11 protein-coding genes and 1 pseudogene are annotated in these 13,747 nt (G+C 65.8%); 3 read left to right on the forward strand and 9 right to left on the reverse strand.

Going from position 1 to position 13,747, the window contains the following annotated elements; genetic code table 11:
• Window positions 1-25 precede the first annotated feature (25 nt).
• Entirely contained in the window at window positions 26-589 is a 564-nt protein-coding gene (locus ACMVY4_RS21735; protein ID WP_416898032.1) for a PAS domain-containing protein, read from the forward strand.
• A 2-nt stretch (window positions 590-591) separates the two neighbouring features.
• Here ACMVY4_RS21735 and ACMVY4_RS21740 read toward each other — a convergent pair.
• From ACMVY4_RS21740 to ACMVY4_RS21760, 5 genes and pseudogenes are all read right to left on the reverse strand, one after another.
• Window positions 592-1,618 (reverse strand): annotated as a pseudogene (locus ACMVY4_RS21740) (ABC transporter ATP-binding protein).
• Window positions 1,615-2,598 (reverse strand): ABC transporter ATP-binding protein, encoded by a 984-nt coding sequence (locus ACMVY4_RS21745; protein ID WP_416898033.1) that lies wholly within the window; start codon window positions 2,596-2,598, stop codon window positions 1,615-1,617. Before ACMVY4_RS21745 ends, ACMVY4_RS21740 begins: the two are co-directional and overlap by 4 nt.
• 4 nt (window positions 2,599-2,602) lie before the next feature.
• Window positions 2,603-3,529, reverse strand: coding sequence for an ABC transporter permease (locus tag ACMVY4_RS21750; protein WP_416898034.1), 927 nt, complete (start codon window positions 3,527-3,529; stop codon window positions 2,603-2,605).
• Window positions 3,529-4,512, reverse strand: a complete 984-nt coding sequence (locus ACMVY4_RS21755) for an ABC transporter permease (protein WP_416898035.1) — start codon at window positions 4,510-4,512, stop codon at window positions 3,529-3,531. The genes ACMVY4_RS21750 and ACMVY4_RS21755 overlap by 1 nt, the downstream gene beginning before the upstream one ends.
• A 76-nt stretch (window positions 4,513-4,588) precedes the next feature.
• Entirely contained in the window at window positions 4,589-6,178 is a 1,590-nt protein-coding gene (locus ACMVY4_RS21760; RefSeq protein WP_416898036.1) for an ABC transporter substrate-binding protein, read from the reverse strand.
• 383 nt (window positions 6,179-6,561) lie between these two features.
• Between ACMVY4_RS21760 and ACMVY4_RS21765 the strand changes: the two genes are divergently transcribed.
• Window positions 6,562-6,942 (forward strand): c-type cytochrome, encoded by a 381-nt coding sequence (locus tag ACMVY4_RS21765; RefSeq protein ID WP_416898037.1) that lies wholly within the window; start codon window positions 6,562-6,564, stop codon window positions 6,940-6,942.
• 69 nt (window positions 6,943-7,011) lie between these two features.
• Here the strand turns inward: ACMVY4_RS21765 and ACMVY4_RS21770 are convergent, their stop codons facing one another.
• On the reverse strand, window positions 7,012-8,811 hold the full coding sequence (locus ACMVY4_RS21770) for a chloride channel protein (RefSeq protein ID WP_416898038.1): 1,800 nt from the start codon (window positions 8,809-8,811) through the stop codon (window positions 7,012-7,014).
• Window positions 8,812-8,814: 3 nt separating this feature from the next.
• Window positions 8,815-9,312, reverse strand: coding sequence for a thioesterase family protein (locus ACMVY4_RS21775; protein WP_416898039.1), 498 nt, complete (start codon window positions 9,310-9,312; stop codon window positions 8,815-8,817).
• Between the two features lie 176 nt (window positions 9,313-9,488).
• On the opposite strand from ACMVY4_RS21775, the gene ACMVY4_RS21780 reads away from it, so the two are divergent.
• Window positions 9,489-10,124: a glutathione S-transferase family protein gene (locus ACMVY4_RS21780; protein WP_416898040.1), complete on the forward strand. Its 636-nt coding sequence runs from the start codon at window positions 9,489-9,491 to the stop codon at window positions 10,122-10,124.
• 127 nt (window positions 10,125-10,251) lie between these two features.
• Here ACMVY4_RS21780 and pheT read toward each other — a convergent pair whose 3' ends face one another.
• Both pheT and pheS read right to left on the reverse strand, forming a co-directional pair.
• Window positions 10,252-12,660 carry a phenylalanine--tRNA ligase subunit beta gene (gene pheT, locus ACMVY4_RS21785; RefSeq protein WP_416898041.1) on the reverse strand — a complete coding sequence of 803 codons (2,409 nt, stop codon included), beginning with the start codon at window positions 12,658-12,660 and terminating at the stop codon, window positions 10,252-10,254.
• Complete coding sequence (gene pheS, locus ACMVY4_RS21790) at window positions 12,657-13,730, reverse strand: phenylalanine--tRNA ligase subunit alpha (protein ID WP_416898042.1); 1,074 nt, start codon at window positions 13,728-13,730, stop codon at window positions 12,657-12,659. Before pheS ends, pheT begins: the two co-directional genes overlap by 4 nt.
• Window positions 13,731-13,747: the final 17 nt, after the last annotated feature.

The following is a 13,747-nucleotide window of genomic DNA, read 5'->3' on the forward strand; positions in this document are numbered from 1 at the left end:
ATCATGCAACGGTCGGCACTGCCTGATGCCTGAGCTATCTGAAGCCAAGAGCGATACGGAAACCGGGTTCGACCTGCCGGGGAACCTGCCCCGCGACCTGTCGGTCCTGCTCGGCTACTGGAAGAGCCTCGGAGGCGCCGCCGGCAGGCCGCCGCCGAAGAAGCGCTTCGACCCGTTGGCCGTGCCACGCATCTGGCAATCGCTGATGATCGTCGAGAATGTCGCCGGCGATGGCGATGTGTCCCGGCTGCGCTACCGTTTCTCCGGCAACCGCCACGACACGCGGCGCGGCCTCAGCCTGACAGGCAAGTTCGTCGACGAAGTGCTCGGCGATGAGGCGTGGCAGCGTTTCCGTGTGCTGGCCGAGGACATCATGAAACGCGGGGCGCCGCACCACTCCAGTGCCAGTCACCGCGACAGCGAAGGGCGGAAACTGCCCTATGAGAGGCTGATCGTGCCGCTGACCGGCGAGACGGGCCGAACCGATTTTCTCGTCGGCGTCTGGCAATGGAAGGCGCCGGTGAGCCGCGACGTCTCCGTCAGCCCGGACGGCGGACATTCGATCTCATCCCGGCACGGCGGTCGCTGAACTCAGCCCTCCTGAGGCAGGTTCCGCCAGGGCGGCAGCCGGTTCTCCTCCACCGCATGACAGGCCACCATCGACGAGCCGACGCTGATCGCGGCCGGCACTTCCGAACGGCAGCGGTCATTGGCCAGCGGGCAGCGCGGATGGAACGGGCAACCCGGCGGCGGATCGATCGGGCTCGGCACCTCGCCAGCAACCGGCGTGCGGGCACGCCCCGACATCTCCAGGTCCGGGATCGCGTCCAGCAGCATCCGCGTGTAGGGGTGCCGCGGCGCGCTGAAGAGCGTCTCCGTCTCGGCCCACTCGACCAGCCGGCCGAGATACATCACACCGACCTTGGTCGAGACGTGATAGACCACGGCCAGGTCGTGACTGATGAACAGATAGGTCAGGCCCAGTTCGTCCTGCAGTTCCTTCATCAGGTTCAGGATCTGGGCCTGCACCGAGACGTCCAGCGCCGAGGTGGGCTCGTCGCACACCAGGAATTCCGGCTTGCCGGCAAGAGCGCGGGCGATGGAGATACGCTGGCGCTGGCCGCCCGAAAACTCGTGGGGATACTTCTCGCCGTCCTTCGGGCTGAGCCCGACCTGGCTCAGATGTTCGCCGACGCGGCGCTGGATCTCGGCCTTGTCGGTCGCCAGCTTCAGATGGCGGATCGGCTCGGCGACGATATCCGAGACCCGCCAGCGCGGATTGAGCGATGCATAGGGGTCCTGGAAGATCATCTGCATCCGGCGCTGCGCCGCAGCGTTGCGGCCGCGCGCCTTGGCCGAAGACAGATCCAGCCCGTCGAACTCGATCTCGCCGGAGGTCGGGTTGTAGAGACCGACGACCAGGCGGGCGACCGTCGACTTCCCGCAGCCCGAACTCGCCCACCAGGCTGAAGGTCTCGCCGCGTCCGATCTCGAAGGTGACGCCGTCGACCGCCTTCACCCAGGCGCGCGGCAGCCCTTCGGTGACGCGGTTCAGCCAGGGCGGCGAGACATCGAAGTGGCGGACGAGATTCTCGACGCGGAGCAGCGGCTCGCTCATACCACGCCCTCCTCGGCCGGTTCGTGCAGCCAGCAGGCGACATCATGCCTGCCGTCGCCCATCAGGTCGGGCCGGAGCGTATGGCACTTGAACATCACCTTCGGACAGCGCGGATGGAAGGCGCAGCCATTGGGAATGTCTGTCAGGCGCGGCATCGAGCCGTCGATCTGCGTCAGCTTGCTGGCCCGCGTGCCAAGCGACGGGATCGCGCCCATCAGCCCTTCGGTATAGGGATGCCGGGCGCGCTTGATCACGTCCTGAACCGGACCGATCTCCGCGACACGGCCCGCATACATGACGGCGACGCGGTCCGCGGTCTCGGCGATGACGCCCATGTCGTGGGTCACCAGCATCACCGAAGCGCCATGCTCGGCGCAGAGCCGTTTGATCAGGGTGATGATCTGCGCCTGGATGGAGACGTCGAGCGCCGTGGTCGGCTCGTCGGCGATGATCAGCTTCGGCTCCGCGCAGAGCGCCAGGGCGATGACGACGCGCTGGCGCATGCCGCCCGAGAACTGATGCGGATAGTGGTCCAGCCGGCTCTCGGCCGCCGGGATGCCGACTTCCTTGAGCAGATCGAGGGCGCGCTGCCGCGCCTGCTTGTCGGTGAGCTTCGTGTGCGTCTGGATGGTCTCGATCAGCTGTTCGGAGACCTTGTAGAGCGGGTTCAGGCTGGTCAGCGGATCCTGGAAGATGGCGCCGATCTCCTGGCCCCTGAGCTTGCGCATCTGCTCGTAGGACAGGTTGTCGATCCGCTTGCCGTTGAGCAGGATCTGGCCTTCCGCGATCCGTCCGGGCGGTTCGATCAGGCCGATGATCGCCGCGCCTGTCATCGACTTGCCGGCGCCCAACTCGCCCACGACGCCCAGCACTTCGCCCTTGCCGATGGTCAGGGAGATGTCGTCCACGGCGACCAGCGTACCGCGCCGTGTGGGAAACTCGACGCGCAGGTTCTTCACTTCCAGTACGGGTTCTGCCATCGCCCTACCTCAGTTTCGGGTTGAGCGCATCGCGGAGCCAGTCGCCCAGCAGGTTCACCGACAGCACCAGCATCGCGAGAAAGATGCCGGGGAAGATCACGATCCACCATTCGCCGGAGAACAGGAAATCCTGGCCGATACGGATCAGGGTGCCGAGCGAGGGTTCGGTCGGCGGCACGCCGACGCCGAGAAAGGACAGCGTTGCCTCCAGCAGGATCGAGACCGCCAGATTGATGGTGCCGATAACAAGCACCGGCCCCATCACATTGGGCAGCACGTGCCGATACATGATCGCGAAGCGGCCGAGGCCGATCACACGGGCCGCCTGGACGTACTCCTTGCCCTTCTCGACCATTGTCGAGCCGCGCACCGTCCGCGCGAACTGGGGCCAGATCGACAGCGCGATCGAGATGATAATGACGTAGAGCGCGATGTCGCCCTCACCTGCGAAGACCGCCTGGCTGACGCCGCTGATCAGCAGGGCGATGAGCAGCGCCGGGAAGCTGAGCTGCACGTCGGCGACGCGCATGATGGCCGTGTCCACGCTGCCGCCCAGATAGCCCGCGACCAGTCCCAGCGTCACGCCGATGACGATCGCCAGAACAACGGAGGCGAAGCCGACGAGGATCGAGACCCGGGAGCCGTAGAGAATGGCCGAGTACATGTCGCGGCCCTGGTCGTCGGCGCCCAGGATGAAGGGCATGTAGCCGTCGGGGTTCCAGATCGGCGGGGTGAAGGCGTTCAGCAGGTCCAGCGACGCCGGATCGAATGGATCCTGCGGCGTGATCAACGGCGCGATCAGGGCTGCGAGGATCATGATGACGGCGACGAAGCAGGCAACGACCGCCACCGGCGAACTGCGGAAGCTGTGCCAGATATCGCCGTCGAAGAAGCGGGAGAGATTGTCGCGAAGCCGCGCCCAGGGACCCATCAGTGGCCGCCCCCCACGCGCTCGACCCGGAGCCGCGGATCAACCACGTAGTAGAGGATGTCCACGATCAGGTTCAGCACGACGAAGATGAAGGCGACAACCATCAGGTAGGTGGACATCACCGGGATATCCACGAACTGGATCGCCTGCAGGAACAGCAGTCCCATGCCGGGCCACTGGAACACGGTCTCGGTCACGATGGCGAAGGCGATCAGCGAACCCAGCTGCAGGCCGGTGATGGTGATGACCGGAATCAGCGTATTGCGCAGCGCATGGCCGAAATGGACCGCCCGGTTGGACAGGCCGCGGGCGCGCGCGAACTTGATGAAATCGGTTCTGAGGACTTCCAGCATTTCCGATCGCACCAGACGCATGACGAGCGCGAGCTGGAACATGCCGAGCGTGATGCCGGGCATTATCAGCGACTTCCATCCCGAAGCGGTCAGGAAGCCGGTATCCCAGAGCCCCATGTCGACCGTCTCCCCGCGTCCGAACGTCGGCAGCCAGCCCAGATAGACGCCGAAGAGCAGGATCAGGAGGATACCGATCAGGAATGTCGGCAACGATATGCCAAGCAGCGAGAAGGTCAGCAGGACCTGACTGAACCAGCTCTTTGGATAAAGACCGGTGTAGACCCCGGCTGGAACACCCACAAGGAGCGCGAAGAGCGCCGCCACGATCACGAGTTCGAGGGTCGCCGGGAAGCGCTCGCCCAGCAGCGAGTCCACGGGTCGGCCGATGCGGTAGGAAATGCCGAAATTGCCCTGCGCGACATTGGAGATGTAGCGGCCGAACTGGACAGCTACCGGATCGTTGAGACCGAGCTTCTCACGCAGTTCGGCGCGCTCGGCCAGCGAGGTGTCCTGCCCGACCATCTGGGCCACCGGATCGCCGACGAAGCGGAACATGGTGAAGCCGATCAGGGCTACCACCAGCATGACGATCAGGGCCTGGATCAGGCGGCGTATGATGAAGGCGATCATTCAGGTCGCTTCTTGAAAAGAAGCGGCCCCCCACTTCCGGCGAGGGAAATGAGGGGCCGCGACCTTCAAACCGACATCAGTCGATCGTTACGTGGCGCCACGCGAACTGGTTGTCCGCGCGCTGCTTCACGTTGACGCCGCTGCGCACACCCCACGCCAGCGCCTGCTGGTGCAGCGGGATATGAGCAACCTCGTCGGTGGTGATCTTCCATGCCTGTCGGATCATCTCGGAACGCTTCGCAGCATCCGTCTCGGACAGGATCTGCGCCGTCAGCCCGTCCACCTTCTCGTTGCAGTAGCGGCCCAGGTTGAACTTGCCGTTGCCGGTTTCCTCGTTGTAGCAGCCATGCAGGTTGAACAGCACGTTCCAGCTGTCGAACGAGCCCGGCGTCCAGCCCAGCAGGTAGAAGGAGGTGTCGAGGCTCGGGGCCAGCACCTTCTTGAAGTACAGCGCCTTCGGCTGTGCCAGCAGGTTCACCTTCACGCCGACGCGGGCCAGCATGGAGGTCACGGCCAGGCAGATCGCCTCGTCGTTCACGTAGCGGTCGTTCGGGCAGTCCATGCCGACCTCGAAGCCGTCCGGATAGCCGGCTTCGGCCAGCAGGGCCTTTGCCTTGTCCGGATCGTAGGCCAACCGTTCGAAGTCGTCCTGATTGCCGCCGTTGATGCCCGGAGCGACCATCAGCGGGCTCGGCTCGGACAGGCCGCGCATGACCTTCTGCTTGATCAGGTTGGCGTCGATGGCGTGATAGAACGCCTGACGGACGCGCAGGTCCTTGAACGGGTTCTTGCCCTTGACGTTGGAGTACAGCAGCTCGTCGCGGTGCTGGTCCATGCCCAGGAAGATCGTGCGCAGTTCCGGGCCGACCAGCATCGAAGTGCCGCTGTTGCCGTCAACGCGGTCCATGTCCTGCACCGGGATCGGGTAGGCCATGTCGACCTGGCCGGAAAGCAGTGCGGCGACACGGGTGGCGTCGGAGCCGATCGGCTTCAACGTCACCTTGGTCAGGTTGTGCTCCTTGGCGCCGTTGTCCCACCAGTCGGGGTTCACTTCGGCGACGGTCTGCACGTCGGCCTCGCGGCTGACGACCTTGAACGGGCCGGTGCCGTTGGTGTTGCGGGTGGCGAAGTTCTCGACGTCGCCGGTCGCCGACTGCGCGGTCAGCGCCCCGTTTTCCTCGGCCCAGCCCTTCGACATGATGCCCCAGGTCGACCACTCGAAGTGCAGGATCGGGTTCGGCGCCTCGGTCACGAAATCGACCGTGTAGTCATCGACCTTGATGATGTCGGTGACGCCGGCCAGACGGGTCTTCAGGTCCGACCCCTCGCCGCGGACGCGCTCGGCAGAGAAGACGACGTCGTCCGCGGTGAAGTCGCGGCCGTCGTGGAACTTCACGCCCTTGCGCAGGTGGAAGCGCCAGCGGGTCGGTTCGACAATTTCCCAGCTCTCGGCCAGGGCGGGCTCGGTCGACAGATCGGCGCCACGGCGGACCAGGCCCTCATAGACGTTCCCGAGATAGCCCAGCGTGAAGGTTTCGTTGAGGTTGTACGGATCCATCGAGTTGGCGTCGCCCTGGAACGCGAAGGTCATTTCCTTCGCGCTGGCGCCCGCGGCACCCATCGCCAGTACGGCCACGCCAGCCAGCAGCGTGTTCCGAAGTTTCATGGAATGGCTCCCTGTTATCATCATCGTGTTTCTGAGGCGCGTTCTCACGCCCGCGACAGGGCATAGTGAAGATGGCCGAAAAGGCCCGTCAACGTGTTTGTTGGCGTCGGAAGCGTGAGCGGCCCGGACGCTGCGTCACTTTTCTGCGCGCTGTTTCGCCGGGTGCCGCCCTTCCCGGCCCTGCCGGGCCGGATTCGCCGCGGAGGCGAAAAGTGATCCGCCGCCGGCCGCGGCGCGTTCATACTGGGTTCAGCGGCGGCACACAGTCTGGTCCTGCGACAGGCTGCCGGGTCCACACGGCCTGCCGCTCGGCCTAAGAACGGGCGTTATCGAGGATGACACACAGACCATCCGAGCAAATGGGGATCAGCGGAGAAGCGACCATGATGAAGAAGACAATGCTGGCCATGGCGGCCGTCCTGGCGATGGGAACGGCCACTGCGCAGGCCGAGGGCGATGCAGCCGCCGGCGCCAAGGTGTTCAACAAGTGCAAGGCCTGCCACAAGATCGAAGCCGGGCAGAAGAGCCCGGTGGGTCCGAACCTGCACGGCGTCTTCGGCCGGACCGCCGGAACCAGCGAGGATTTCACCCGCTACTCGTCGGCCATGAAGGACAGCGGCATCGTCTGGAGTGAAGAGACGATCGCGGCATACCTGGCCGATCCGAAGGGCTACATTCCGAAGAACAAGATGGCGTTCCCCGGTCTCAAGAAGGAAGCGGACATCGCCAACATCATCGCCTACCTGAAGGAAGCCAGCCAGTAACGGGGCTTTCCTGCGAGGATGACGAACGGGGCGGCGCATTGCGCCGCCCCTTTTCGTTTCGGGGAGCTGCTACCGGGTCTCTTCCTGCGCTTCCTTCAGCGCCTGATTATGCGCGGCGAGAAGGTCGCGGAAGCGCACGATGCCCAGAAGATGCCGGCTGCTCCGGGAATCCACCACGGCGAGATAGCGGAAGGCTGTGCCGCTGAAGGCGGTCATCGCCTCGTCGAGCGGCATGGCCGGCGTCAGCAGCGGGCCAGGCGCCGAGGCGATGTCGACGGCGAGGCCGAAATTGTCCAGCTCCGGATCCAGCAGGGCGTATTTCACGTCGGTCTCGTTGAGAGCGCCGGTGACGCGGCCGTCCTCGTCCACCACGTAGTAGGCCTGGGCGTCGCTGTCGCGGTAGACATCGCGCAGCCGGGCGAAGGTCATCGATGAACTGATACCCTCGACGCTGGTGATCATCACGTCGGCGACGACCTGGGCATGCAGCAGCACCTCGTCGGCGTCGGCGACCTTCACCGCCCGGCGCGCCAGCTGCCAATGGAAGAAATTGCGGTAGCGGAACTGCCGCCCGAGAATTGCGGCGAAAACCACGGCGGCCATCATGGCGATGGTGACGCGGTAGTCGCCCGTCAGCTCGAACACGATCAGCGTGGTCGAGATCGGCGCGCCCAGTATGGCCGACGCCACCGCCCCCATGCCGACAATGGCGTAGAGGCCGTGTTCGGCGGCCAGTTCGGGGAAGACATATGACGCGATGAGACCGAAGGCGCCGCCGGTCATCGCGCCGATGAAGAGGGCCGGCGAGAACACGCCGCCGCCGAAGCCGCCGGCGACCGAGATCGACGTCGCCGCCATCTTCGCCGCCACGAGCAGAACCAGCGCCGTCAGCGAGTAGAACTGCTTCAGCGCGTTGTCGGTCGCCTCGTATCCGACACCCAGAACCTCAGGGAACAGAAGCGCGATGCAACCGACCAGCAGACCGGCCACCGGCGGCCGCCAGAATTCGGGCAGCTTCAGCGCGTCATAGATGTCCTTGGTGAACCCGACCGACCAGAAGAAGACCAGCGCCATCACGCCGCTGACCAGGCCAAGCATCATGAAGGCCGGAAACTCCCAGAAGCTCAGGATGGCGTATTCCGGGATCAGGAACGCCGGGAAATCGCCGATATGGATGCGTGTGATGATGGTGCCGATGACGGCCGAGATCACCACCGGTGCCAGCGCCCGGAGCGCATAATGACCCAGCACGACCTCGTGGGCGAAGATCACGCCCGCGATCGGCGCGTTGAACGATGCCGCAACGCCGGCAGCAACGCCGCAGGCCAGGACCGAATGGCCTTCGACCCGGTTGAGGTGCAGCTTCTTGGCCAGGACGCCGGCCAGCGATCCGCCGAGATGGACCAGCGGCCCCTCGCGTCCGACCGAAGCGCCGCAGCCGATGGAGAGTGCGCTGGCCGCAGCGGCGCCGATCCCGGCGCGGAACGACATCCGGCCGTCATTGTACATGCCGGCCTCGATCACATCGGGAACACCCTGGGCGCGACCGCCCGGCATGATGTAGCGCAGGAACAGCGCCAGGATCATGCCGCCGATGGCCGGGGCCAGCATCACGTGCCACCAGGGCAGGTTCCGGACGGTCTCGACGAGATATTCGGAGGCCGTGCCGTAGAAGAGATGCTGGATGATCCCCAGCAGTTCGCGGAAGCCATAGGCCGCGTAGCCGACCGCGAGGCCGATCAGCGCCGCGAAGACCAGCATCAGCATCTGTTCCCGGGCGGAGACGTCCTGGGCCGGGCGGAAATCGCGCAGGGTCTGTTTCAGGAACCGGGCGGTCCACGCGCGGGCGCGGGCGGCCGCTCCGGTCATCGCTCAGCCTGCCTCGGCTGTGCGGCGGCGGATGGCCATGCCCTGGCCCGCCTTTTCCGGCCGCGGAAGGTCCCTGTGACTGTCGTAGAGCGCCCGCACCCGGGCCAGCAGATCGTCGGGCATGGCGGCCGACTTCCGTGTCTCCAGATCGACATGAACCATCATCTGTTCCGACGTCGCGGACAGATAGCCTTCATCCGCATTGAACATCTCGAAATAAGCGTGCACCCGCTTGGGGTCGAAGTCGAGCAGCTGCACCGTGTAGCGCAGCTTCGTGCCTTCCAGCACCTCGCCGATGTAGTGGACGTTGGTTTGCAACGTGAAGAAGGACTTGTTCTCCCGCTTCACGTAGTCGAGGCCCATGTCGAGACGGTCGAACAGGCCATCGGTCGCCTTGTCGAAGGCGACGTTGTAGTAGCCCACGTTCATGTGACCGTTGTAGTCGATCCACTCCGGCAGCACGACGGCTTCCAGGATGTTCATCGGACCGCTTTGCGGCATGCGCTAACCCTCCCCGGTCACACGGCAATTCCCAACAGACCGCTCCGGTCATACCGCATTGGTGGCGTCGATCAAGACGGGCTGCGCGGGACCGACCCATGAGCAGGCCGCCGGGCGGCCTTCCGGCAGGCCGTTGCAGCCGGTAATGTCCGCACTTCGGACAGGAGGAAGCGACCTTGATCACGATTCACCATCTCGGCGTCTCGCAGTCGGACCGTGTGGTCTGGCTGATGGAGGAACTCGGGCTCCCCTACGAGCTCAAATGGTACCACCGGAAGGCCAACCGTCTGATGCCCGAGGCGTACTTCGCCCTGCATCCGGCCGCCACATCTCCCGTGATCGAGGATGACGGCCGCGTGCTGACGGAGTCGGCGGTGATCCTGGAGTACATCTGCCACACCCACGCCGGCGGCCGGTTCACGGTCGGGCCGGATCAGCAGAACTACGCCGATTACCTCTACTGGATGCACTTCAACAACAACGCGTTGGGCCTGTTCTTCGCCAGTCTGGCTCTGGGATCCAACCCGGAAGGCGAGACCGCGCCGCTGGTGAAGGAGCTGCTGCGACGCCGCTGGGACGGCTACTACACCATGCTGGAGCAGACGCTGGGCAACACGGATTATCTGGCCGGCGACGAACTCACCTGCGCCGACTTCATGACCATGTACGACGTGGTCCGGATCATCCCGTCGGGCGGCAAGGGGCTCGACGACCTGCCGAACACGAAGGCGTATGCCGAAAGGATCGGCGCGCGCCCTGCCTACCGGAAAGCCATGGAGATCGCCGGACCGGAGGCGAAGCCGCCGGCGTAGACGTCAAAGACCTGTCGTCACCCCCGCCTTGTGCGGGGGTCCGGTGCGGCTTCGCCGCTGGTCTGATGATTGATCGGATGCCCGCATGAAGCGGGCATGACAATCGGCGTGCGCCGGGCCGTCGAGCCTAGCCCCGCAGTTCGCCGCCCGTCGTCTTGGCCACGTTGGCGACGATCTTCTGGCCGATGGCCTCGATCTCGTCGTCGGTGAGGGTCTTGTCGGCGGGCTGCATCCGCACTGCTATGGCGACAGACTTGCGGCCCTCGCCGATGTGCTCGCCCTCGTAGACGTCGAACACGTCGACGGCCTCGATCAGGTTCCGGTCTGCGCCCTGCGCCGCGCGGATGATGTCCGCTGCGGCCACGCCACGGTCCACCACGAAGGCGAAGTCGCGGCTCACGGCCGGGAAGTCGGAAGCCTGCAGCGGCGGGCGAGTCGCGGTGCGGCCGGCCTTGGGCAGGGGCACGCGGTCGAGGAAGACCTCGAAGCCGACGACAGGGCCACGCACATCCATCTCGTCCAGCACCGCCGGATGGATTTCGCCGAAATGGGCGAGGACGTTCTTCGGGCCCAGCCGGATCACGCCGGAGCGGCCCGGGTGGTACCAGTCGGGCGCCTCGGCTGCGACCTGCGGCTTGCCGACATCCACGCCCAGCGCACCCAGCGCCGCCAGCGCATCGGCCTTGGCGTCGAAGGCGTCGACGGCGCGCAGCCCACCGGCCCAGTGCCTCTGGCCGATCTGGCCACGCCGGATGCCGGCGGCGACAATGTCCTGCCCGTCCGGGTTGGGATCGCGGTATTGCGGACCGGCCTCGAACAGCGCAGCGTTGGGCATGCCGCGGTCGGCGTTCCGGCCTGCAGCCGCGATCAGGTTCGGCAGGTTCGACGGACGCATGCAGTCCAGGTCCGACGAGATCGGGTTGGACAGCATCATCTCGTCCGCTCCGCCGCCGAACAGTTCGGCCTGCGCGCGCGGCAGGAAGGACCAGGTCACGGCCTCGACCATGCCGCGTCCGGCCAGCACCCGGCGGACCGTGCGCAGATTGCGCTGCGCCGCCGTCAGGCTCGGCATCGCGACCTCGGAGAGGCGCGGCAGCATCGCCGTCTCGATCTTGTCGTAGCCGAAGATGCGCACGACATCCTCGACCAGGTCGGCCTCGCCATCGACGTCGATGCGCCATGACGGCACCTTCGCCTGAATGGCCTCACCCCCGCCTGAAACCTCGTATCCGAGCGCGGACAGGATGCGGACGATGTCGGCCTCTGGCACGTCAACGCCGCCCAGCGCCTTCACCCGGGAGGCGCGGAGCGTCACCGTCTTTGTGATGTCAGGGATTTCGCCGGCCTTCACGATGTGGCTCGGTTCCCCGCCGCAGAGTTCTGTCACCAGCCGCGCCGCGACCCTGATGCCCCAGGCCACGCTTTCGGGATCGACGCCGCGCTCGAAGCGGTAGCGCGCATCCAACTCGATGCCGTGCCGGCGGCCGGTGCGGGCCGTGCGGACCGGATCGAACCATGCGCTTTCGATGAAGACGTTCACCGTGTCGGGCTGGCAGCCATTGGCCTCGCCACCCATGACACCGCCGAAGCCGTGCGCGCCGCCGTCATCGGCAATCACGCACTCCTCGCCCGACATCTCGTAGGTCTCGCCGTCGAGGGCCTCGAAGGTCTCGCCAGGCTTGCCGAGGCGCACCTGGATGTCACCCTTCACCTTGTCGGCGTCGAAGACGTGCAGCGGGCGGCCGAGGTCGTAGGTCACGAAGTTGGTGATATCGACCAGCGTGGAGATCGGGCGCAGGCCGATGGCCAGCAGCCGCTCCTGCAGCCATTTTGGGCTGGGACCGTTCTTCACGCCGCGGACATGGCAGCCGTGGAAGACCGGGCAGGCGTCGGCCGTCTCCGGGTCCTCGAAGGTGAAACGCACCCCAATCGGGCTCTCGAACTGCCCGTCCGGACCGCCGAGATCGGGCTGCTTCAGCGTGCCGAGACCGGCCGCAGCCAGATCGCGGGCGATGCCGTGGACGCCGAGGCAGTCCTGCCGGTTCGGCGTGATCGCGACCTCGATCATCGGATCGTCCAGACCCATCAGCGGCGCGAAGGGCTGCCCGACCGGCGAGTCCGCCGGCATCTCGATGATGCCGTCATGGGCGTCGGAGAGGCCCATCTCGCGCTCCGAGACCAGCATGCCGTTGCTCTCGACGCCGCGGATCTTCGACGGCTTCAGCAGCAGGCCGGTACCCGGTACGGTCAGGCCAGAGTGCGCAAAGACGCCCTTCATGCCGGTGCGTGCGTTCGGCGCGCCGCAGACGACCTGAACGGTCTCGCTACCGGTGTCCACCTTGCAGACCCGAAGCCGGTCGGCGTCGGGGTGCTGCACGGCCTCGATCACGTGGCAGACGGTGAACGGCGCAAGCTCCTTTGCCCGGTCCTCGACGCCTTCAACCTCCAGGCCGACGGCGGTCAGCTTCTCGACGACCTGATCCAGCGTGGCGTCGGTTTCCAGGTGCTCCCTGAGCCAGCTCAGCGTGAACTTCATCGGCTGAGCCCTCCGCCCAGAGCCGGCACGTCGAACGGCATGAAGCCGTAGTGCTTGAGCCACCGCAGATCGGCCTCGAAGAAGGCGCGCAGATCGGGAATGCCGTATTTCAGCATGGCGATGCGGTCGATGCCCATGCCCCAGGCGAAGCCCTGCCACTCGTCGGGGTCGAGACCGCAGAACTTCAGCACGTTCGGATGCACCATCCCGCAGCCCAGGATTTCCAGCCAGTCGTCGCCCTCGCCGATGCGGATCTGCCCCTTGTCGAAGGAGCAGCCGATATCGACTTCGGCGGACGGCTCCGTGAACGGAAAGAAGCTGGGGCGGAAGCGCATCCGTACCTCTTCAACCTCGAAGAAGGCCCGGCAGAACTCTTCCAGCACGCCCTTCAGGTGTCCCATGTGCACGTCGCGGTCGATCACCAGACCCTCGATCTGGTGGAACATCGGCGTGTGGGTCATGTCGCTGTCGGAACGGTAGGTCCGGCCCGGCACCACGATACGGTGCGGCGGCGGATTGTTCTCCATCCAGCGGATCTGCACCGACGACGTATGCGTGCGTAGCAGCTTGCGCTCGCCGCTCCCGTCCGGGTGGAAGAAGAAGGTGTCGTGCATTTCCCGGGCGGGATGCGCCGGCGGGAAGTTCAGCGCGGTGAAGTTATGGAAATCGTCCTCGATATCCGGCCCTTCGGCGACAGCGAAGCCCAGGTCCGCGAAGATCTCGTTGATCTCGTCGATCACCTGGCTGACGGGGTGGATGCGGCCTTGTTCCTCCGGCCGGACCGGCAGGGTGACGTCCACGGTCTCGGACGCCAGACGCACTTCCAGCTCGACCCGCTTCAGCGCCGACCGGCGCGCCTCGATGGCGTCGCCGAGCCGGTTCTTGAGCTGGTTGAGCTGCGGCGCGACCTGCTGGCGCTCGGCCGGGTCCATCTTGCCCAGGCCTCGCATGAGTTCGGTGAGCCGCCCCTTCTTGCCAAGGGCAGCCACGCGCGCGGCCTCGAGCGCCGCCATATCGGCGGCGCCCTCGACCTGGCCGGTCAGTTCGGCCTCGAGTTCCTGAATATCCATATCGGAGACGCTTTCGC

Source organism: Minwuia sp., from assembly GCF_048007105.1.
Taxonomy (GTDB): domain Bacteria; phylum Pseudomonadota; class Alphaproteobacteria; order Minwuiales; family Minwuiaceae; genus Minwuia.